This is a genomic window from Mesorhizobium sp. M0676, from assembly GCF_040320535.1.
In the GTDB taxonomy this organism is placed as follows: Bacteria; Pseudomonadota; Alphaproteobacteria; order Rhizobiales; family Rhizobiaceae; genus Mesorhizobium.
The window spans coordinates 63,077-83,618 of sequence record NZ_JAMYPU010000009.1 but is presented as its reverse complement, the minus strand read 5'-3'; the positions used below and the strand labels follow the sequence as shown (position 1 = coordinate 83,618).

Sequence of the window (20,542 nt, the reverse complement as noted above, 5' to 3'; positions counted from 1 at the left end):
CGTCAGGCCAGCCTCAAGCCGACTTGAAGCGCGCCATCAGCTCGGCCCGGCCGGGATCGGTCAGTGTTGCCGCCGCGCCGAACTCGAGCGGCGTCAACAGGTCCGCCGCAGGATAGAGGATCGGATTGTCGAGCACTTCCTTGGGCAGCAGCTTGTTGACGCGTGCGTCGGTCGAGGGCGCGCCATTGGCGAGATGCTCCTTCACCGCGACCTCAGGGGTCATCAGATAGTTGAGCAAGGCATAGCCGGCCGGCTTGTTCGGCGCGTCCTTCGGGATGGCGTAGAAATCGGTCCAGATCTCGCCGCCCTCCTTGCCCAGCACATAGGCGATCTCCGGGATATCGCGATGCAGCTGTGCGCCATCATTCGTCCAGCACATGGTCAGCCAGGCGTCGCCCGCCCGCATGCCCGGCTGGTAGTCGGACGAGACCGCGAACAGATGCGGCTTGACCTTGAGCAGCAGCTCCTCGGCCTTGGCGAGTTCATCCTGCTTCAGCGAGTTGAAGGAATAGCCGTAATATTTCAGCGCGTTGCCGATGGTGGTCAGCTGGTAGTCGTGCACCATGGTGCGGCCATCGCCCTCAGCCATGGCGACGTCCCAGAATTCCTTCCAGCTGGTCATCGGCTTGGCCAGCTTCTTGGTGTTGACGGCAAAGCCCGTGGTGCCCCAGTTCTTCGGCACCGCGTAGGTCGTGCCGTCGATCGTGCCTTCCGAGGTGAAGCGCGGGTCCTCCTGGGAGCTGTCGAAATTCGGCAGCTTGGCCATGTCGAGCGGATCGATGATGCCGAGTTTCTTGTAGGTCGAGATCGTGTAGTTGGTCGGTACGAACAGGCTCCAGCCCGAGGCGCCGGCCTGCAGCTTGGCAAGCATCTCCTCATTGGAGCCGAAGACGTTGACCTCGACGGCGACGCCGGTGTCCTTCTTGAAATTCTCGAAGGTCTGCGGGTCGTGATAGTTCGGCCAGGTGGCGATCGACATGCGGTCGCCGAGGTTTTCGGCGGCGAAGGCCGGCGTCGGCATGATGCCGAGCTCGCGCGCCATCACCGCGGTTGCGATGCCCAGGCCGGTGAGGCCGAGGAAATCGCGGCGGCCGATCGAGCCGCGCTTCAGGCGCATCAGCTGGTCGACGAAGTTCTCAGAGCTAATCGGCAGTCCGTCACGATATGATTTCGACATTTTTTGCTACCCTCTGGTTGGTCCCGTTGTTCTTGGTCTCCGGAAACGCCAGCGGCGTCCCGGAGGCAAAGCCGATGGCGACGGGTTCACCCGGCTTGAAGAGATTGCCATGGCCGATCACATGGTCGGCCTTGGCCAGCAGCGTTCCGATGCCCTGCACCTCGACGGCGTATTCCGCCGTCGAGCCCAAGAAGATCCGGTTGCGCACGATGCCCTTGAAAGGGCTGCCTTTGGTGGCGCCGAGGCTTAGCGATTCAGGACGCAGGCTGACAGAAACGGTCTCGCCCTGCTGCAAGGCGGTTCGTTTGCGCGCGGCAATGACGGTTCCGTCCGCAAGCGCCACATTGACAAGATCGCCTGTATGCCCGGCAACCTTGCCGCCCAACAGATTGGTCTTTCCGACGAAGTCGGCGACGAACAGGTCGGCCGGCTCGTCATAGATCTCGCTCGGCTGGCCGAGTTGTACGATGCGGCCGCCATTCATGACGCAGACGAAGTCGCTCATCGACAGCGCTTCCTCCTGGTCGTGGGTCACCAGCACGAAGGTGATGCCGATCTCGCGCTGCAGGTTCTGCAGCTCGATCTGCATATCGGTGCGCAGTTTCTTGTCGAGCGCCGCCAGCGGCTCGTCGAGCAAAAGCACCGCCGGCTTGTTGACCAGTGCGCGCGCCAGCGCGACGCGCTGCTGCTGGCCGCCGGAGAGTTCGTGGATCTTGCGGCGGCCATAGCCGGCGAGCCGCACCATTTCGAGCGCCTCGCCGGCGCGCCGGCCGATTTCCTGCGACGACAGGCGTGGCCGTGCCTGGCGCAGCCCGTAGGACACATTGGCTTCCACATCGAGGTGCGGAAACAGCGCGTATTGCTGGAACACCATGTTGACCGGCCGGCGATAGGGCGGCGTTCCGGCCATGTCCCGGCCACGGATGAACACCTGGCCTTCGCTCGGCTGCTCGAAGCCGCCGATCATGCGCAGGCATGTGGTCTTGCCGCAGCCGGACGGTCCGAGAAGGGCGACAAAGGCGGAGGGCGGCACAGCCAGATCGATGCCGCTGACGGCGGTCACAGCGCCATAGCGCTTGGTGACGCCGCGAAACTCGATGTCGGGCACTGCGGTCAAAGTGCTGGCTCCAGCAACAGGGCTATTCTAGGACGCTACCAGAGCCAATGGCGTCTAGTATATACCTCGCTGGTGGTATATCTGATCTATTTTCTCGTTTAAGGGGGTATAGATTGAGTGCGTCCCGCAGCGACGAATACAGCCGGCTCGCAGCCCTTGTCGCGGCGACACGGGAGACGAGCGGCGACCTGTTCGGCAAGGCAATGGTCGGCTGGTTGAGCCAGCATGTCGGCTTCGACCACTGCGTGATCTTCGGTTACCGCGGCGCCTCGCGGCCGCCGCTGCTGTTCGAAACCTTCTCGCCTGACGAGAGCCATGTCTTCGTCACGCTCTATCAGGAAGGACCTTATCTGCTCGACCCATTTCATCACGCGGCGGTGGAGCGCAAGGAGGGGTTCTGGCGCATGCGCGAACTGGCGCCCGACCGCTTCTATGCCAGCGAGTATTTTCGCACCTACTATAGCCAGACAAGGCTGGCCGAGGAGGTCGGCTTCTTCGTGCCGCTGCCCGGCAAGGATGCGCTGGTGCTGTCGCTGATGCGATTGCACGCCTCGGGTCCCTTCGGCACCGCCGATGCCAGGCTGCTGCGCGACATGGCGCCGGCGGTCATCAACTTCGCCCGGTTGCGCTGGCCCGCACTTGCGGCCGAGGAGCAGGACGAAGCGGAGCAGGGCGAGACGATCGCCGCCGTCAACGAGTTCGACCGCGCCCACATTTGGGAAAGCCTGTCGCTGACCCCGCGCGAAAAGCATGTCGTCGATCTGGTGCTGCAGGGGCATTCCACCGAGTCGATCGCAAGAGCCATGCGCATCGTGCCGGGAACGGTGAAGGTCCATCGCCGCAACATCCATCGCAAACTCGGCATCAAATCCCAGGCCGGGCTGTTCGCCCGCTTCATTGAGATCATCGAGAGCCGGCGTTGAAATCGCTGAGGCAGACATCGTTCACTTGCGGGCGACAGACTGCTACGGATTACCCGAAACCAGTCGCTTCCTCATACGCCCCGGAGAGCAGACGATGGCATTCAGGCGCAGAAAGAACACGGCCGCGATCCCTCGCACGGTGCCGGCTTTCGAGCACATCGTCACCGAGGCGAGCGACAGTTTCCTGTGGCGGCTCGACGACTATCCCTGGGAGCGCAATGTCTGGAATTTTCATCCGGAATACGAGATCCATCTCCTGAGGAAGTCTTCCGGGGTCGCGCTGGTCGGCGATCACATCGGCGAATTCGGGCCGGGCTATCTGAGCATCGTCGGCGGCGGGCTGCCGCATGACTGGGTGACATCGGTGCAACCCGGCGAGCTGATCGAAGGACGCGACATCGTGCTGCAATTCGATCCGCAGCGGCTGCGCGGCTCGGCGGGACTGCTGCCGGAGCTGCGCGAACTGGAACCGTTCCTGGAGCGATCGCTGCGCGGCATGGTCTTCCATGGCCGCGCCGCGCTCGAAGGCGCCGCGCTGATGGAACGGATGGGCACGGTGCACGGGCTCGCCCGGTTTTGCCTCTTCCTCGAACTGGTCGATTTGCTGGCCAGGACAGACGAATACGAGCTTTTGTCCTCGCCGGATTTCTCACCCGCGCTCGACGCAACCTCGCTGGACATCATCCAGCGCACGCTGACCTATCTCTTCCAGCACTTCGCCGAGGACCTGAAGCTGCCGGAGGCGGCGGAGCTGGCGGGGATGAGCGAAAGCACGTTTTCGCGCTTCTTCCAGAAAAACACCGGCAACAGTTTCAGCGACCACATCGCCAAGCTCCGGCTCTGGCAAGCCTGCAAGCTGCTGGCGGACACCGATATTCCGATCACCGACATCTGCTTCCAGGTCGGCTACATGAACATCTCCAACTTCAACCGCGCCTTCCTGCGCAAGCACCGGATGACGCCGTCATCCTACCGCAAGCTGTCGAAGCAGCGGATGACGATGCGCGCCTGAAAACCGGCCTTCCTCACTCCATCGGTACTCATGTGACAGAGGCCGTGCAGGCGGGCCGGATTTTGCAGCGCACAATGCATAAAAGTACAGGTCTGCTGCAACGGGGCTTCTAGCGCGGCCTTTAGCAACTCCTCATTTTGGCGATGGGTGGCTTGTCGCTCGGGCGATGGCGAGGATCGCGCAACCGAAGACTTCCGCTTCCTGCGACTGTTCCTGGAGGAGAAAATCAATGAAACCAATTCGGCTCGCTGCGAGCATAAGCGCAGCTTTCATGCTTACCACGACCCTCTCGACCATGGCGCTGGCGGCGCCGGTCTGCTCGGCGCCGGTCAAGGTGCTGGCGCAACCGCGTGACGGGCTGACGCTGCTGGAGGCGTCCAAGGACGAGTTCCAGAAACTGGCCGGCGCCAGCTTCCAGATCGACTATCTCAACGAGAACGACCGCCGGGCAAAATCGCGCGCCGATGCGTCCACGGTGGGCAACTACAACGTCTACTATGTCGACGAAGCCAATGTGGCGCTGTTCGCCTCGTCGAAATGGATCGTGCCGCTCACCGACTATTACCCGGCTGACTACGACTACGCCGATTTCGACCCGGGCCGGCAGAAGGTCGCCACCTATGACGGCAAGGTGTGGTTCGCGCCGCTGACCGGCGGCGGCGACCTGATGGTCTACCGCAAGGACATTCTGGAAGCCGCCGGCATCCAGCCGCCGAAGACGCTGGACGAGTTGATCGCCGACGTGCCGAAGCTGACCGATCCCGACAAGGGCATGTACGGCATCGCGCTGCGCGGCGCGCGTGGCTCGGGCGCCAATGTCTGGCGCTGGATGCCGTTCTTCAAGGCCTATGGCGGAAAATGGTTCGACGGTGACAAGCCGGCTTTCAACTCCGAGGCCGCGGTCAAAGCGACCGAGACCTATCTTAAACTGTTCAAGGATTCAGCGCCCGGCACGCAGACCGGCAGCTGGGATGAATCGACCGGCGCCTTCCTGTCGGGCCAGGTCGCCATCCTCGTCGAGTCGACGCCGCTGTCGGGCATGGCGGTCGACCCGAAGACCTCGCAAGTGGTCGGCAAGATCGGCTTCCTGCCGCCGCCTTCGCCACTGACCGGCGGCGGCTACGGCCATGGCCTCGCCATCGCCGCCAAGGCCAATGCCGATGACGCCGCGAAGCAATGCGCCGGCCTGTTCATCGCCTGGGCGACGTCGAAGGAGAATGAGAAGCGCCGGCTCGACGCGCACCAATTCGGCGAGCTCAACCGCACCAGCGTGCTGTCCAGCAAGGAGTTCGCCGACATCTATGGCGCCGATCTCGGCCAGGCGCTTGCCGATACCGGCAAGGTGACGGCAGTGAACTTCTGGCAGGATCCGCGCTGGCCTGATCTCGGCGACCGCTGGGGCATCATCCTGGAAGAGCTGGTCACCGGCACGCGCACCGACGTCAAGGGCGGCCTCGACGAACTCGAGGCCTACGCCGACGAGCTGGTGAAGAAGAAGTAATCCTCCCGCCCGCGGCGCGCCGTCCACGGCATTCGACCGGATGCCGGGACTGTGCGCCGCGGGTTCTCTCCAAAAAGGCACAGCCCGAGGATAGGCCATGCGCCGACGCTCTTCCCTGCCCGTGACGTTTCTGGTTCCGACGCTCGCCATTCTTCTGGTGCTGTCGATGGTGCCGACGCTCTACGCCATCGTCATCGCCCTGCAGAACCGCGAGCTGAGTTCCTCGGACTATTCCTGGGTCTGGTTGTCGAACTTCATCGACCTGTTCGCCGACCGGCGTTTCCTCAACGCGGTCTGGGTTTCGGTGAAGTGGGAAATCGTCACCGTCGTGGCAACGATGATGGTGGCCATCGGGCTCGGCGTGCTGATGTTCGAAGTGGCGTCGCCGCGGCTGCGCAACATCTACTGCCTGCTGTTCATCATCCCGGTGCTGTTGCCGCGCGTGTCGGCGGCTTTCGTGTGGAAGTTCGCCTATCATCCGCTCTACGGCATCGCCACCTACCCCTACCGGCTGATCACCGGCGGGCTGATCTTCGACCCGCTTTCGAAGCCAGCGACGGCCCTGTTTGCCGTCGCCTCGGTCGATGTGTGGCAGTGGGGACTGTTCTTTGCCGTCATCGTGCTGAAGCTGCTGGAAACGCTGCCGCCGCAGCCGATCGAGGCAGCGCGGCTCGACCATGCCAAGCGCTGGCAGATCCACGCCTATGTGACCTTGCCGATGCTGAAGGCGCCGCTGATCAGCCTGATGTTCGTCAAGATGATCGAATCGCTGCGCTCCTTCGACCTGATTTATGTGATGACGCGCGGCGGGCCGGGCGTGGCGACCGAGACGCTCGACATGTACGCCTTCTCGCAAGGCTTCATCGAATCCGGCAAGGTGTCCTATGCCTCGGCCATGGCGGTGCTGATGATGATCGCGACTGTCATCACCTTCACCATGCTGTGGAAGCGGGTGCAGGCATGAGGCCGTATCGCATGAGACCGGGCCGCCTCATCGGCAAGATCATCCTGGCCTTCGCCGGCTTCATGGCGGTGTTTCCGCTCGCCTGGACGGCGGTCAATTCGCTGAAGAACAATGTCGACATCATCACCCGCGTGCCGCGCCTGGTGTTTACCCCGACCTTCGACAATATCAGCTACATCATCGGCCGCGACAGCGTAATGACCGGTCTCTATAACTCGGTCATTTCCTGCGGCGTCGCCGTGCTGATCGGCGTCATGCTCGGCCTTCCGGCAGCCTATGCGGTGGCGCGCTATCCCAATCGCTTCGCTGGCGACATCCAGTTCTTCGTGTTGTCGCTGCGCTTCCTGCCCCCGGTGGCAGTCGCCATTCCGCTGATGGTGATCTGGCTGCAGATCGGGCTCTACGACACCTTGCCGGCGCTGATCGTCACCTATTCGCTGCTCACCATCTCGGTGATCATGTGGCTCGCCATTCCCGCCTTCCAGGCCGTGCCTAAGGAAATCGAGGAAGCCGCTTTCCTCGACGGCTACGGCGCTTACTCGGTGTTCTGGCGCATTGCGCTGCCGGTAGCGGCGCGCTCGCTGATCGGCGCCGTCGCCTTCAGCTTCGTGCTGGTGTGGAACGAATTCCTGATCGCGCTGATGCTGTCCAGTTCCAACGCCAAGACATTGCCGATCGTCGCTTCCGAACTTTCACAGCAAGGCATGAACGTGCCGTGGGGAATCCTCAACGCCTCGGTCGTGCTGTTGTCGCTACCGCCGCTGCTGTTCCTGGGCGTGCTCAGCGGCTTCCTGAATTCCGTTTTCCGGCAAAAAAAGACTTGATGCGAGGACTTACCTATGCGGGCACTGGTGCTTGAGAAAAAAGGCGAACTGTCGCTGCGCGAGATCGCGCTGCCGCTCGACGTCGGACCGGGCGATGTCAAGATCGCCATCCACACGGTCGGCGTCTGCGGCAGCGACGTGCACTATTACACCCATGGCGCCATCGGCAGCTATGTCGTGCGGGCCCCGATGGTGCTCGGCCACGAAGCCGCGGGAACGATCGTCGAGATCGGCGCCAATGTCGGCACGCTGAAGGTCGGCGACCGCGTCTGCATGGAGCCGGGCGTGCCGAACCTGTCGTCGCGCGCGACGAGGCTCGGCATCTACAATGTCGACCCTGACGTCTCCTTCTGGGCGACGCCGCCTGTGCATGGCGTGCTGGCGCCCTATGCCGTGCACCCGGCCGCCTTCACCTACAGACTGCCGGACAATGTCACCTTCGCCGAAGGCGCGATGGTCGAACCCTTTGCCATCGGCATGCAGGCGGCGAGCCGCGCCCGCATCGTGCCTGGCGACGTCGCCGTCGTCGTCGGCTGCGGCCCGATCGGCATCATGATCGCGCTGGCGGCGCTGGCCGGCGGCTGCTCGAAGGTGCTGATCTCCGATTTTTCCGCACCCAAGCTCGATATTGCCGCGCAATATCCCGGCATCGTGCCGGTCAATATAGGTGAGCAATCGCTGGTCGACGCAGTCTCCGCCGCGACCGACAATTGGGGCGCGGATATCGTGTTCGAGGCGAGCGGCAGCCCGAAGGCATTCGCCGACCTGTTCGATGTCGTGCGGCCGGGCGGCGCGGTGGTGCTGGTCGGACTGCCGGTCGAACCGGTCAGCCTCAACGTTCCGGCGGCGATCTCCAAGGAAGTGCGCATCGAGACGGTGTTCCGTTACGCCAACATCTTCGACCGCGCGCTGCAGCTGATCGCCTCGGGGAAGGTCGACCTCAAGCCGCTGATCACCGGCACTTATGATTTCTCGGACAGCATCGAGGCCTTCGAGCGGGCGGCGCAAGGCAAGCCGCAAGACGTCAAGCTGCAAATCCTTCTTACCGGCGAGAAGGGCTGACCATGTCCGCGATCGTTTGCTCCCATGTCGACAAGGCTTACGGCGCCACTACCGTCATCCGAGACCTCAATCTCTCGATCGAGGAGCACGAATTCGTCGTATTCCTCGGCCCGTCCGGCTGCGGCAAGTCGACCTTGCTCAGGATGCTGGCCGGACTGGAGGATATCAGCGGCGGGGAAGTGTCGATCGGCGGCAAAGTGGTCAACGATCTCGAGCCCGGCGAGCGCGGCATTGCCATGGTTTTCCAGAACTATGCGCTCTACCCGCATATGACGATCTTCGACAATATCGCCTTTGGGCTCAAGCGACAGAAAGTGCCCCCGGCCGAGATCCGGAAGCGGGTCGAGGCGGTGGCAACGACGCTCGGCCTCGAACCTTACCTCGCCCGCAAGCCGACCGAACTTTCCGGCGGCCAGCAGCAGCGCGTGGCGATTGCGCGCGCCATGATCAAGACGCCGAAAGTGTTCCTGTTCGACGAGCCGCTGTCGAATCTCGACGCCAAACTTCGCAACCATATGCGGGTCGAAATCGCCCGCCTGCACCAGTCGCTGAAGACCACTACCGTCTATGTCACCCACGACCAGCTCGAAGCGATGACGCTGGCCGACCGGATAGTGCTGCTCAGGGATGGCGTCATCGAACAGATCGGCTCGCCGGCCGAGATCTATCGCCAGCCGGGCAATCTGTTCGTCGCCGGCTTCATCGGTACGCCGAACATGAATTTCATCGACGTGGCCGTCGGGCGGAAGGACGAACGCTGGACGCTGACAGGCGGCGGCTCGACCTTCTTCATAGAAGGCCTGGGCTTCGATCTGCGCGGCGTCCATCGCGCCGTGCTTGGAATCCGACCGCCGGACCTGAAGACCGCCGGTGCTCAGAGCATCAATCTTCTGCAAGGCACCGCCGACCTCATCGAGTTCCACGGCAATGACGCGCTGGTGACGTTCGCCTGCGGCGGCAAGGAGGTCGGCGCGTTGGTATCGGCCCGCGAATGCCCGGCGTTGCGCGCGCCTGTGCGCTACACATTCGAGGAGGAGAGCGTGCATCTGTTCGACGCGGCGACCGGCGCATCCTTGCGCCGGCGAGAGGAGGCCTAGATTTGGTACGCAATTCCGGACGGAAAACCGTTTCACGCTTTTCCTGGAATTGCTCTAGTTGATGGCGTCGAGCGCCTGCCGCTGGCGGTGCATTTCGAGGAAGATCCTGTAGTCGCGGTCGAAGCGGCCTGACGCGGTCGGGTTCGAGGTGCGCGCCCTGCCGCCTTGCTGCATGGCGACGCAGGCGGCATTCAGGTCCGGGAACAGGCCAGCGGCAGTGGCGGCGACCATGCCGGTGCCGAGCAGAACGGCTTCGTCGGCCAGCGGCTCGATCACCGCGCAGCCGGTGGCGTCGGCATAGAGCTCCATCAGCAACGGGTTCTTGGTGTGGCCGCCGGTGACATGCAGCGTGTCTATGAGATAGCCGTTCTCGTTCAGCGCCTCCAGCACATGGCGCACGCCGAGCGCGATGCCGACGGCGGTGCGCCAATACAGCTTGCACAGACTGTCGAAGGAGGAATCCAGCGTCAGCCCGCTGACCACACCGACCGCATGCGGATCGGCAAGCGGCGAGCGGTTGCCATGGAAATCCGGCAGCACATGCAGCCTTGCCGCCAGCTTGTCACCTTCGGTGCTGCGCAGTTCGGCGACGCGCCTGGCGATTTTTGCATGCATGGCCGCGTCCGGCTCGCCGCCGGCGCCGTGCCAGCGGATGATATGGTCGAGCAGCGCACCGGTCGCCGACTGGCCGCCTTCCGACAGCCAGAGTTTTGGCAGTGCGGCGCCATAGTATGGACCCCAGACGCCGGCGAAAGGCTGCGGGTCGGGCGACATCGCCATGACGCAGGACGAGGTGCCGGCGATCAATGCCAGATGGCGGCCGATATTCTGCTCGTCGCCAGCAAAGCCGCCGAGCACGCCAAGCGCGCCGGCATAGGCATCGATGACGCCGGCGCCGACCCGACAGTTTTCGCTCAAGCCCAACTCCGCCGCCGCTTCAGGGGTGAGCGTGCCGATGTCTGCGCCGACAGCACTTGCCTTCTCCGGCAGGCTGCCGTGTTCGAACAGATCGCCAAGCCCGACCCTGTCGAAGAAGTCACGGCGCCAGCCGGTTTCCTCATGCGCCAGATAGGTCCATTTGGCGGTCAGCGTGCATTGCGAGCGCGCCAGCGACCCGGTCGCCTTCCAGGTCAGGAAATCGGTGAGGTCGAATAGGTAGCCGGCTTCATGCCAAGTTCCCGGCAGATTGCGCTTCAGCCACATCAGCTTCGGCGTCGCCATTTCCGGCGACATGACGCCACCGATATAGTCGAGTACGGCGTGGCCGCTATCGGTGCATTCATCTGCCTCGGCGATGGCGCGATGGTCGAGCCAGACGATGGTGTCCCAGCGCCGTTCGCCCGTCACCGAGACGCTGAGCTGGCCGGCATTCCTGTCCAGCACCACCAGCGAGCAGGTGGCGTCGAACGACATGCCGACAATATCGTCGGCTGACACACCGGCCTTTTCGCGCGCGGCACGCACCGCGATGCACACAGCCGACCAGATATCCTGCGAATTGTGCTCGGCGTGATCGGCCTGCGGCTGGTTCATGACGATCGGATGCTCGGCGCGGCCGAGCAAGGTGCCTGACGTGTCGAGAATGCCCGCGCGGGCGCTCCCGGTGCCGACATCGACCGCGCAAACGAAGCTTTTCGTCAAGATGCTTTTACTCTCGCTCCCTAGAGCCGGATGATTTCAGGTCTGTTCGACCTGAAATCTGAATCCGTCTCTAAATCAAAGAAGTAGAGCATGATGTCGTCCGAAAACCGCTTCACACTTTTCGGCATCATGCTCTAGCCTGCAATCAGATCGGGCAATTGCAGCATGTCCGCGAATATAAAGTCCGGTTCACTCGACGCAAGCCGCGCTTTCAAGGCCGGGTTGCCGGCGTGCGAACCGCCGGTGAAAGCAAAGACGCGCATACCGGCCGCACGCGCCGCCGCGATGCCGGCAGGGCTGTCCTCGATTACGATGCAATTACCGGGATGCGCGCGCATAGCAGCGGCGGCATGGAGAAAAAGATCCGGCGCCGGCTTGCCGCGCGCGACCATGGCAGCGCTGAACAGATGGGGCTCGAGCAGGCCGAGCAGGCCGGTAACGTCGAGCGCATAGCGAATGCGGTCGAGCGTGCCGGAGGAAGCGACGCAGCAGGGCACGCCCAGCCTCGGCAGGATGTCGCTGATGCCGGGAATCGGCTTCAGCTCCTCGCGGAATTTGCGCATCAGCTCGACGCGCATATCGGTCAGGTGCACGTCGGTGATGTCGATGGTGAAATCGCGAAGAAGTATCTCGCGCACGCTCTTCATGCTCTTGCCGAGGAAATGCTCGTAGGCCGCATCCTCGCTGACCGAGCCCCCGGCGGCAGAGATCATGCCGAGCAGAGCCGAAACCGACAGCGCCTCGCTGTCGACCAGCACGCCGTCACAGTCGAAGATGACCAGTTCGGGCGTCATTGCGGCTGGCGTCAGAGCTTGCCGGAGATGTAGCGCGTCAGCGTCGCGCGCGTGCCATTCGCCCACAAGACGTTGAGCGCATGGGCAAAGGCCTCGGCGAACGCCGCCGAGCGGCCGACATCGCCATAGATGTCCTCCATCGCAAGCCAGGCGCCGGGCGCATCCTTCGCCGCCTTGGCGGTTGCCTGCAGCCGGTCCCAGCTGGGATCGTTGGCTTCGATGTCGGCGCCGCTGTCGGTGGTGCCGAAGCAATAGCGGCACCACAGCGCCGATTCCAGCGCGAGACCCGCAACGCTCTTCCCGGCTTTCAGCCGGTCGGCGATGGTCGGGATGATGAATTTCGGCTGCCGGTTGGAACCGTCGAGGCAAAGCCGGCGGATGGTGTCGCCGATCTTCGGGTTGGAAAAGCGGTGCTCGATGAGCTGGTAATAATCCTCCAGCACGGTGTCCGGCACCGGCGGCACGGTCGGGATGATCTCGTCATGCTCGAGCTTGGCGAGGAAGCCGCGCACCAGCGGCTCCTGCATCGCCTCATGGACGAAATGGATGTCCATCAACCCTGCGGGATAAGCGATCGTGGCATGACCGCCATTGAGGATGCGGATCTTCATCAGCTCATAGGGCGCGACATCCCTCACGAATTGCACACCGACCTTTTCCAGCGGCGGGCGGCCGTCGGTGAAATGATCCTCCAGCACCCATTGCTTGAACGGCTCGCAGAACACCGGCCAGTTATCCTCGAGGCCGAACTCCGAGGCGAGAATACCGCGCTCGCGGTCAGAGGTGGCGGGGGTGATGCGGTCGACCATGCCGTTGGGAAAGGCGACATTGTCGCTGACCCAGTTTGCCAGATCCTCGTCGATCAGCCGGGCGAGGCCGATGACGCCATCCGAGGTGACATGGCCATTGTGAGGGATGTTGTCGCAGGACATGACGGTGAACGGCACGATGCCGTCGGCCCGGCGGCGCATCAGCCCGGCCAGGATGAGGCCGAACACCGTCTTCGGCGTCGTACCTGCCTGCGCGTCGGCAACGATATCAGGATGGGTCGGGTTGAACTTTCCCGAGGCCGGATCGATGAAATACCCGCCTTCGGTGATGGTCAGCGAGACGATCTTGATCGCCGGATCGGCGAGCTGGTCGATGATCGCATCCGCATCGCCGGGCGTCAGGAAATCGATCATGACGCCGGTGACGCGGGCGCTCATATGGTCGGAATCCTGCTCGACCACGGTGGTCAGCCAGTCCTGCTCCTGCAGCTTGGAACGACCGATTTTTTCGCCCTCGAAGACCCCGGCGCCGACCAGCGCCCAGTCATGGCCGATGCCTGCATTGAAGAGATCGTCGAGGTAGACCGCCTGATGCGACCGATGGAAATTGCCGACGCCGAAATGGACGATACCGGGTTTGAGCCTGGAGCGATCATATCTGGGACCGGCGACCTTGGCGGGGAGTTCCGAGAGCATCGAGGAGGAGAGTTTCACGGTCATTTTTTTACCCTTTTGGCCGGGCTGCGGCCTTCGTGATCCCGGCCCATCAACTCATCCATTGGCCGCCATCGACATTGTAGGTCTGGGCGACGATGTATTCGGCGTCGTCGCTGGCCAGGAAGACCGCCATGCCGGTCAGGTCCTCCGGCTTGCCCATGCGACCATAGGGCACGCCCTCGCCGACCAGCCGCTTCTTCTCGCCCTTCGCCCGGTTCTCATATTTGGCGAACAGCGCATCGACCTCATCCCACATGTCGCTGTCGACGACGCCGGGCGCGATGCCATTGACGTTGATGCGGTGCTTGATCAGATCGAGCCCGGCGGACTGGGTCAGCGAAATCACCGCGGCCTTGGTGGCGCAATAGACGGCGACCAGCGGCTCGCCGCGCCGTCCTGCCTGGCTGGCGATGTTGATGATCTTGCCGCCCTTGCCCCTTGCGATCATCGAACGCGCCGCTGCCTGCAGCATGAACAAGGTGCCGGCGACGTTGACGGAGAACAATTTGTCGTAGCTTGCTTTGGTGATCTCGTCGATCGGCGCCAGGTCGAACAAGGCAGCGTTGTTGATCAGTATGTCGAGGCCGCCGGTCTTTGTTTCGACCGCATTGACCGCCGCCTGGATCGAAGCGAGGTCGCTGACGTCGAGCCTGACCGGATAGGCGTTGGCGCCAATCTCGGCGGCCGTCTTTTCGGCAGCCGCCAGATTGATATCGGCAATGGCCACCGTGGCGCCCTCGCGCGTGTAGGCTTCGGCAAAAGCCCTGCCGATGCCGCGCGCGGATCCGGTGATCAGCGCCGATTTGCCTTTCAGTCTCACTGCGTCAGCGCCTTTCCGTCGGGGCCGAAGCGATGCATGCGGACCTTGTCGGGCGTCAAATAGATGGTGTCGCCGTGGCGTACTGCCAGTTCGCCATCGGCGCGTACCGTCAGCGGACCGACGCCGTCGGCCTGGACATGCAGGAAGGTGTCGGAGCCCAGATGCTCGGCGACGCCGACAAGGGCTTTCCAGTCACCCGCTGTGGTCGATATCCCCATATGCTCAGGACGAATGCCGATGGTCTTGGCGTTGTATTTGGCCGCCGGCGCACCTTCGATCAGGTTCATTTTCGGCGAACCGATGAAGCCCGCCACGAACAGGTTCTTCGGCGACTTGTAGAGTTCCATCGGCGAGCCGACCTGTTCGATGTTGCCGGCGTTGAGCACGACGATCTTGTCGGCCATGGTCATGGCTTCGATCTGGTCGTGGGTGACGTAGACCATCGTCGTCTTGAGCTGATGGTGCAGCTCGCTGATTTCGAGCCGCATGGTGCCGCGCAGTGCGGCATCGAGGTTGGACAGCGGCTCGTCGAACAGGAATGCCGAGGGCTGGCGCACGATGGCGCGGCCGATGGCGACGCGTTGCCGCTGGCCGCCGGAGAGCTGGCCGGGCCGGCGTTCGAGATAGTTGGTGAGGTTGAGGACCCGGGCCGCGTCCTTCACCTTCTTGTCGATCGTCGCCACATCCTCGCCCGCCATCTTCAGCGGGAAGCCGATGTTCTTGGCCACCGTCATATGCGGATAGAGCGCATAGGACTGGAATACCATGGCCAGCTTGCGCTTGGCCGGCGCCTCGCCGGTGACGTCACGGCCATCGATGTTGATGGTGCCGCCGCTGGTGTCCTCGAGCCCGGCGATGAGGCGCAGCAACGTGGACTTGCCGCAACCCGACGGCCCGACGAAGACGACGAACTCGCCATTCTCGATGACGAGGTCGAGGCCTGGAATGATGACCGTCGATCCGAAATGCTTGGAGACGTTCTTGAGCGTGATGTTTCCCATGGTTTCCTCCCCGAGGGGTTATTTGGCCGGATTGCTTCAGGCAACGTCCGTTATTTTACCGCGCCGAATGTCAGGCCGCGCACCAGCTGCTTCTGGCTGAACCAGCCCATGATCAGGATGGGGGCGATGGCCAGCGTCGAGGCTGCCGAAAGCTTGGCCCAGAACAGGCCTTGCGGGCTCGAGAACGAACTGATGAAGGCCGTCAGCGGCGCTGCCTCGGTGGTGGTCAGGCGGATGGTCCAGAACGCTTCGTTCCACGCCAGGATGATGTTGAGCAGCATGGTCGATGCGATGCCCGGCACGGCCATGGGGGTCAGCACATAGACGATCTCGCCCCACAGGGTGGCGCCGTCCATGCGTGCCGCTTCCAGGATCTCGCCGGGGATTTCGCGGAAGTAGGTGTAGAGCATCCAGATCACGATGGGCAGGTTGATCAGCATCAGCATGATCATCAGGCCGATGCGGCTGTCGAGCAGTCCGGCATCGCGGAAGATGAGGTAGATCGGGAACAGCACGGCAACCGCCGGCATCATCTTGGTCGAGAGCATCCACATCAGGATGTCCTTGGTCCACTTGCCCGGCGAGAAGGCCATCGACCAGGCGGCCGGAACCGCGACTATCAGGGCCAGGATGGTCGAGCCGACCGAGAGCAGCACCGAGTTGAAGAAGAATTTGAAGTAGCCGCTCTGCGCCTGGACCTCGGTATAGCTCTCGAACGTCCCCGACGGGATCAGCGCGAAGCCCTGGATGGCCTCCTGCTCCGACTTGAACGAGGTGATGATCGTGTAGAGGATCGGGAAGAAGATCAGCAGCGCGACGATCCAGGCGGCGCCTGTCGCAATGACCTTGTGTTGGGTGGTGACTGCACGTGCCATCGTATCCTCCCTTACTTGTCCAGGTTCTTGCCGACCGCGCGCATGGCGAAGAAGGCGACGATGTTGGCGAGAATGACGGCGATGACACCGCCGGCCGATGCCTGGCCGATTTTGAACTCCAGCAATGCCTTCTGGTAGACGAGGAAGGGCAGGTTGGTGGAGGCATAGCCGGGTCCGCCATTGGTGGTGACCAGGATTTCGGCATAGACCGACAGCAGGAAGATGGTCTGGATCAGGATGACGACGGTGATGGCGCGCGACATGTGCGGCAGCGTCAGATAGATGAAGCGGCTGACGAAGCCGGCGCCGTCCATCTCGGCGGCTTCCTTCTGCTCGCCGTCGAGCGACTGCAAGGCGGTCAGCAGGATCAGCGTTGCGAAGGGCAGCCATTGCCAGGCGACGATGATGATGATGGCAAGCATCGGATGCTGCCCGAACCAGTCGATCGGTTGAGCCCCGAAGAAGCGCGCAATGTCGGCAAAGACGCCGTATTGCGGGTGCATGATCATGTTCTTCCAGACAAGTGCAGCCACCGGCGGCATGACGAAGAACGGAGAGATGACGAGGATGCGGACGATCCCCTGTCCCCACATCGGCTGATCGATCAACAGCGCCAGCATGATGCCGCCGATGACGGTGATCAGCAGCACGCTGCCCACCAGGACCAGCGTGTTGAGGATCGACTGCAGGAATGCCGGGTTGGAATAGAACAGCGAGTAATTCGAGAACCAGACAAACCCGTCGCGGATCGGATTGAGCGGATTGTACTGCTGGAAGGAGAACCAGATCGTGAGTGCCAGCGGCACGATCATCCAGACGAACAGCAGCACCACGGATGGCGCCAACATAAAGCGGGCAAGCGAACGGGTCTGCTGAGTAGCCATGACGGTCACCCTTCACTAGTCGGACTGAATTTTCACAGCGGGGAAAAAGCGGCCGCCCGAACTGGGACTCGGGCGGCCATCGCCGGTCAGGAGGCGACCGGCGTTCGGCACCGGGAGGAGCCTTACTTGATATAACCGCCTTCGGTCATGGTCGCCGTGGCGGCGTCCTGCGCCTGCTTGAGCGCGTCGTCTACGCTGGTCTGGCCGGCGAGCGCCGCCGAGAACAGCTGGCCAACGGTTGTGCCGAGGCCCTGGAACTCAGGAATGGCGACGAACTGCACACCGACATAGGGCACCGGCTTGACCGTCGGATGCGCCGGATCGGCGGCATTGATCGAGTCCAGCGTCATCTTGGCGAACGGGGCCGCCTTCTGGTACTCGGGATTGGCGTAGAGCGAGGAACGCGTTCCCGGAGGAACGTTGGCCCAGCCTTCCTTGGAAGCGACCAGTTCGGCATAGTGCTTGCTGGTTGCCCATGAGACGAACTTCTGGGCGGATTCCGCCTTCTGCGTGCCTGCGGGGATCGCCAGCGACCAGGCCCAGAGCCAGTTGGCGCGCTTGCCGAGGCCATTGTCCGGCGCCAAAGCATAACCGACCTTGTCGGCCACCTTCGAGGCCTTCGGATCCGAGACGAAGGACGCCGCCACGGTGGCGTCGATCCACATGCCGCACTTGCCTTGCTGGAACAGAGCCAGATTCTCGTTGAAGCCGTTGGACGAAGCGCCTTCCGGACCGTCGGCCTTCATCAGGTCGACATAGAACTGCAGTGTGTTCTTCCATTCCGGCTGGTCGAACTGCGGCTTCCAGTTCTCGTCGAACCAGCGGGCGCCAAACGAGTTGGACATGGCCGTCAGGAACGCCGTGTTCTCGCCCCAGCCGGCCTTGCCGCGCAGGCATACGCCGTTCACGCCATTGGCGCGGTCGGTCATCTTGTCGGCGGCCTGCTTAATGAAGTCCCAGGTCGGGGCATCGGGCATGGTCAGCCCGGCCTTCTCGATCAGGTCCTTGCGGTACATGACGAAGGAGCTTTCGCCGTAGAAGGGCGCGGCATAGAGCTTGCCGTCGACCGACAGGCCGCCGGCGATGGCCGGGATGATGTCCTTGGCGTCATAGTCGTCGCCGAGCTTGTCGAGCGGCAACAGCCAGCTCTGCTTGGCCCAGATCGGAACCTCGTAGGTGCCGATGGTCATAACGTCATACTGGCCGCCCTTGGTGGCGATGTCGGTGGTGACGCGCTCGCGCAGCACGTTCTCTTCGAGCGTGACCCAGTTGAGCGTGACGTCGGGGTTAGCCTTGGTGAAGTCGTCGGTCAGCTTCTGCATGCGGACCATGTCGCCATTGTTGACCGTGGCGATGGTGATGGATTCGGCGTGTGCGGCAAAAGCGAAAGCGCTGGCCGACAACAAGCCCAGGGTGAGCGTGCGCAGTTTCATCAAATTCCTCCCATGAACCAAGATGAGCATTTGCCTTGGTAATGGGCAATTACTCACTTGGCATAAATTATGTCAAGCCAGATTCGATGCTGCAGCGCAGCACGCAAGGCGGAGCGCGGCGTTGCGCGCGTAGAGGATATTGAACCGATTTGGGAAGCTGTTTGCAGGGAATGTGAGAGCGGGTTGATGCCGACCCATCGCAACCCAATCGTCGCGCCAGGGGAGCGATAGGGCCGAGTCCATCAGCCGTGGGACGGGTAGCTTCCCACGGAATATTCGAAAACCCTGCCGTCGCGGATTTGCTTGGCTCTGGTCAGCACTTCCGTCACCCGGATCCAGCCGGCCTCGTCCTTGCGCAGCCTAACTTCCCGGCCGATTGCCTTGACGGCAGCTTGAAACGGCGTAAATGCTTCGATCACCTGCGTCGTGCGCACGGTGTTGTTTTCGATTTCTTCGACGCGATAGACTTTCATCAGCCGGCTGATCGACCCTGTTTCAATCTGCAGACGATTGATCCTGCTCAATTGGGTCGCCACAAGCACAAGCCTATGCCGGGCGAGTGATATCGACAGCGTTTTTGTCAAGCTTGGTTAACCGGGTGGCCCGATCGCAGCTGTTTGTCCGCGAAGCGAGCATTCGTCGCGGATCCATGGCTCGCTTTGCATCTCGGAAATCAATCCGCGAGTCGCTCGCCCTCAGGCGCAGGCGATCTCGGCCAAGATCCAGTCCCGGAAGGCTTTTATCTTCGGCACGTTGCGACGCGCCGTCGGGTAGACCAGCCAATAGGCGTGGCCGTCGTCGCCGACCAGGTCGAAGGGCTGGATCAGGCGGCCGGCGGCGAGCTCGGTCTTGAACAATGCGGTGGTCAGGATCGCCACACCATGGCCGGCGATGGCCGCGTTCGCCTCATAGGCCTGCGCGCCCATGCTGGTGCCGGTGCGCCTGGCAAGTTCGTCCGCCGGGACGCCGGCAAGGGCGAACCATTCCCGCCACCAGATGTCGCCGGGATCGAGAATGGGCAGCTTGAACAGGTCGGCGGGTTCGTGGACGCCACCTATGGTGGCAGCGAGTGCCGGGCTCAGCACCGGGGTGAAATCGGCCTTGAACAAAAGATGGGTCTCCACTCCAGGCCACTTGCCGCTGCCGGAGCGGATAGCGATGTCCATGTCCTCGCGGGCAAAATCGATCACCCTGTTCGAGGTATCGACGCGCACCGCCAGCGACGGATGCGCGACCTGGAAGGAGCCGAGGTGCTGCGCCAGCCAGTTCGAGGCAAAGGTCAGCAGCGTCGAGACGCACAGCACACCATCGGCGCCCCCACGCGCGGCGGAATAGGCGCTTGAGAGCAGGCTGAACGCCTCGCTGACGGCGGGCGCCAGGCGCTGGCCGGGTTCCGTCAGCACAATCTGGCGCGGCTGGCGCAGGAACAGCGGCGAACCGATGCGCTCTTCCAGAAGCTTGATCTGGTAGCTGGCGGCGGCCTGCGTCATGCCGAGTTCCTGCGCGGCCTTGGTGAAGGAGAGATGCCGCGCGACGGCTTCGAACACCCTGATGGCCTGCAGCGGCGGCAACTGGGCGAGCTGTGGTGCCTTGAGATCGGGCATAAGCCCTCCTTATGGGTCGTGATCGACGTTTGATTGGCGGCAAGAGGCAATCAGGCCGATATCTGGTGTCAACGATCAATCAAGTTCAAGCATAGCGGAGGCCGAAGATCATGACCACGGTACAGCAAAAGCTCCACTCGACCCCGGCGCAGAGCTGGTTTTCCCTGCTGGTGCATGAATTTTCCCTGCTTGTGCACCGCCGGCGCGGCTACGTCGACGTCCGGGAGTTGTCGCCGCATCTGCAGCGCGACATGGGTTTTCTCGACGGCAACGACCCGTCCGGGCGCTGCAAATAAACGTGTTGGATTTTATCGATGGGCCGCTTA

The 20,542-nt window shown here is 62.8% G+C and carries 20 protein-coding genes; 8 read left to right on the top strand and 12 right to left on the bottom strand.

Annotated features, from left to right (window positions below; genetic code table 11):
- Nucleotides 1–13 precede the first annotated feature (13 nt).
- Both NKI35_RS12235 and NKI35_RS12230 read right to left on the bottom strand, forming a co-directional pair.
- Nucleotides 14–1,177: an ABC transporter substrate-binding protein gene (locus NKI35_RS12235; RefSeq protein WP_352740177.1), complete on the bottom strand. Its 1,164-nt coding sequence runs from the start codon at nucleotides 1,175–1,177 to the stop codon at nucleotides 14–16.
- Nucleotides 1,158–2,294, bottom strand: coding sequence for an ABC transporter ATP-binding protein (locus tag NKI35_RS12230; protein WP_352740175.1), 1,137 nt, complete (start codon nucleotides 2,292–2,294; stop codon nucleotides 1,158–1,160). Before NKI35_RS12230 ends, NKI35_RS12235 begins: the two co-directional genes overlap by 20 nt.
- Before the next feature lie 113 nt (nucleotides 2,295–2,407).
- Between NKI35_RS12230 and NKI35_RS12225 the strand changes: the two genes are divergently transcribed.
- The 7 genes from NKI35_RS12225 (at nucleotide 2,408) to NKI35_RS12195 (ending at nucleotide 9,677) form a co-directional block, all read left to right on the top strand.
- A complete protein-coding gene (locus NKI35_RS12225; RefSeq protein ID WP_352626438.1) occupies nucleotides 2,408–3,217 on the top strand; it encodes a helix-turn-helix transcriptional regulator in 810 nt (269 codons plus the stop codon).
- 94 nt (nucleotides 3,218–3,311) lie between these two features.
- The gene (locus tag NKI35_RS12220) at nucleotides 3,312–4,229 is read left to right on the top strand and encodes an AraC family transcriptional regulator (RefSeq protein WP_023736914.1); all 918 of its coding nucleotides are present in this window, start codon (nucleotides 3,312–3,314) and stop codon (nucleotides 4,227–4,229) included.
- 229 nt (nucleotides 4,230–4,458) lie between these two features.
- The gene (locus NKI35_RS12215) at nucleotides 4,459–5,730 is read left to right on the top strand and encodes an ABC transporter substrate-binding protein (RefSeq protein WP_023703709.1); all 1,272 of its coding nucleotides are present in this window, start codon (nucleotides 4,459–4,461) and stop codon (nucleotides 5,728–5,730) included.
- A gap of 97 nt (nucleotides 5,731–5,827) precedes the next feature.
- The gene (locus tag NKI35_RS12210; RefSeq protein ID WP_023707770.1) at nucleotides 5,828–6,694 is read left to right on the top strand and encodes a carbohydrate ABC transporter permease; all 867 of its coding nucleotides are present in this window, start codon (nucleotides 5,828–5,830) and stop codon (nucleotides 6,692–6,694) included.
- 11 nt (nucleotides 6,695–6,705) lie between these two features.
- Nucleotides 6,706–7,518 (top strand): carbohydrate ABC transporter permease, encoded by an 813-nt coding sequence (locus tag NKI35_RS12205; protein WP_023689174.1) that lies wholly within the window; start codon nucleotides 6,706–6,708, stop codon nucleotides 7,516–7,518.
- 15 nt (nucleotides 7,519–7,533) lie between these two features.
- Nucleotides 7,534–8,580 carry an NAD(P)-dependent alcohol dehydrogenase gene (locus NKI35_RS12200; protein WP_023689173.1) on the top strand — a complete coding sequence of 349 codons (1,047 nt, stop codon included), beginning with the start codon at nucleotides 7,534–7,536 and terminating at the stop codon, nucleotides 8,578–8,580.
- Between the two features lie 2 nt (nucleotides 8,581–8,582).
- The gene (locus NKI35_RS12195; protein ID WP_023700457.1) at nucleotides 8,583–9,677 is read left to right on the top strand and encodes an ABC transporter ATP-binding protein; all 1,095 of its coding nucleotides are present in this window, start codon (nucleotides 8,583–8,585) and stop codon (nucleotides 9,675–9,677) included.
- A gap of 54 nt (nucleotides 9,678–9,731) precedes the next feature.
- On the opposite strand, the gene NKI35_RS12190 is transcribed toward NKI35_RS12195, so the two are convergent.
- The 10 genes from NKI35_RS12190 to NKI35_RS12145 all read right to left on the bottom strand — a co-directional run bounded on the left by NKI35_RS12190 (nucleotide 9,732) and on the right by NKI35_RS12145 (nucleotide 20,216).
- Entirely contained in the window at nucleotides 9,732–11,318 is a 1,587-nt protein-coding gene (locus tag NKI35_RS12190; protein ID WP_023700458.1) for an FGGY-family carbohydrate kinase, read from the bottom strand.
- A gap of 134 nt (nucleotides 11,319–11,452) precedes the next feature.
- Nucleotides 11,453–12,112 carry an HAD family hydrolase gene (locus NKI35_RS12185; protein WP_023683588.1) on the bottom strand — a complete coding sequence of 220 codons (660 nt, stop codon included), beginning with the start codon at nucleotides 12,110–12,112 and terminating at the stop codon, nucleotides 11,453–11,455.
- Between the two features lie 11 nt (nucleotides 12,113–12,123).
- On the bottom strand, nucleotides 12,124–13,602 hold the full coding sequence (locus tag NKI35_RS12180; protein ID WP_352740172.1) for a mannitol dehydrogenase family protein: 1,479 nt from the start codon (nucleotides 13,600–13,602) through the stop codon (nucleotides 12,124–12,126).
- Between the two features lie 46 nt (nucleotides 13,603–13,648).
- On the bottom strand, nucleotides 13,649–14,419 hold the full coding sequence (locus NKI35_RS12175; RefSeq protein ID WP_352740170.1) for an L-iditol 2-dehydrogenase: 771 nt from the start codon (nucleotides 14,417–14,419) through the stop codon (nucleotides 13,649–13,651).
- Entirely contained in the window at nucleotides 14,416–15,420 is a 1,005-nt protein-coding gene (locus tag NKI35_RS12170) for an ABC transporter ATP-binding protein (protein WP_023689168.1), read from the bottom strand. Before NKI35_RS12170 ends, NKI35_RS12175 begins: the two co-directional genes overlap by 4 nt.
- Before the next feature lie 50 nt (nucleotides 15,421–15,470).
- Entirely contained in the window at nucleotides 15,471–16,295 is an 825-nt protein-coding gene (locus NKI35_RS12165) for a carbohydrate ABC transporter permease (RefSeq protein WP_023671250.1), read from the bottom strand.
- An 11-nt stretch (nucleotides 16,296–16,306) separates the two neighbouring features.
- A complete protein-coding gene (locus tag NKI35_RS12160) occupies nucleotides 16,307–17,179 on the bottom strand; it encodes a carbohydrate ABC transporter permease (RefSeq protein WP_023671249.1) in 873 nt (290 codons plus the stop codon).
- Nucleotides 17,180–17,301: 122 nt separating this feature from the next.
- Entirely contained in the window at nucleotides 17,302–18,612 is a 1,311-nt protein-coding gene (locus tag NKI35_RS12155; protein WP_023806257.1) for an ABC transporter substrate-binding protein, read from the bottom strand.
- A gap of 242 nt (nucleotides 18,613–18,854) precedes the next feature.
- Entirely contained in the window at nucleotides 18,855–19,196 is a 342-nt protein-coding gene (locus tag NKI35_RS12150; RefSeq protein WP_352740168.1) for a hypothetical protein, read from the bottom strand.
- A gap of 111 nt (nucleotides 19,197–19,307) precedes the next feature.
- On the bottom strand, nucleotides 19,308–20,216 hold the full coding sequence (locus NKI35_RS12145) for a LysR substrate-binding domain-containing protein (RefSeq protein WP_023671245.1): 909 nt from the start codon (nucleotides 20,214–20,216) through the stop codon (nucleotides 19,308–19,310).
- A gap of 110 nt (nucleotides 20,217–20,326) precedes the next feature.
- On the opposite strand from NKI35_RS12145, the gene NKI35_RS12140 reads away from it, so the two are divergent.
- Nucleotides 20,327–20,512: a hypothetical protein gene (locus NKI35_RS12140; RefSeq protein WP_023671244.1), complete on the top strand. Its 186-nt coding sequence runs from the start codon at nucleotides 20,327–20,329 to the stop codon at nucleotides 20,510–20,512.
- Nucleotides 20,513–20,542 lie beyond the last annotated feature (30 nt).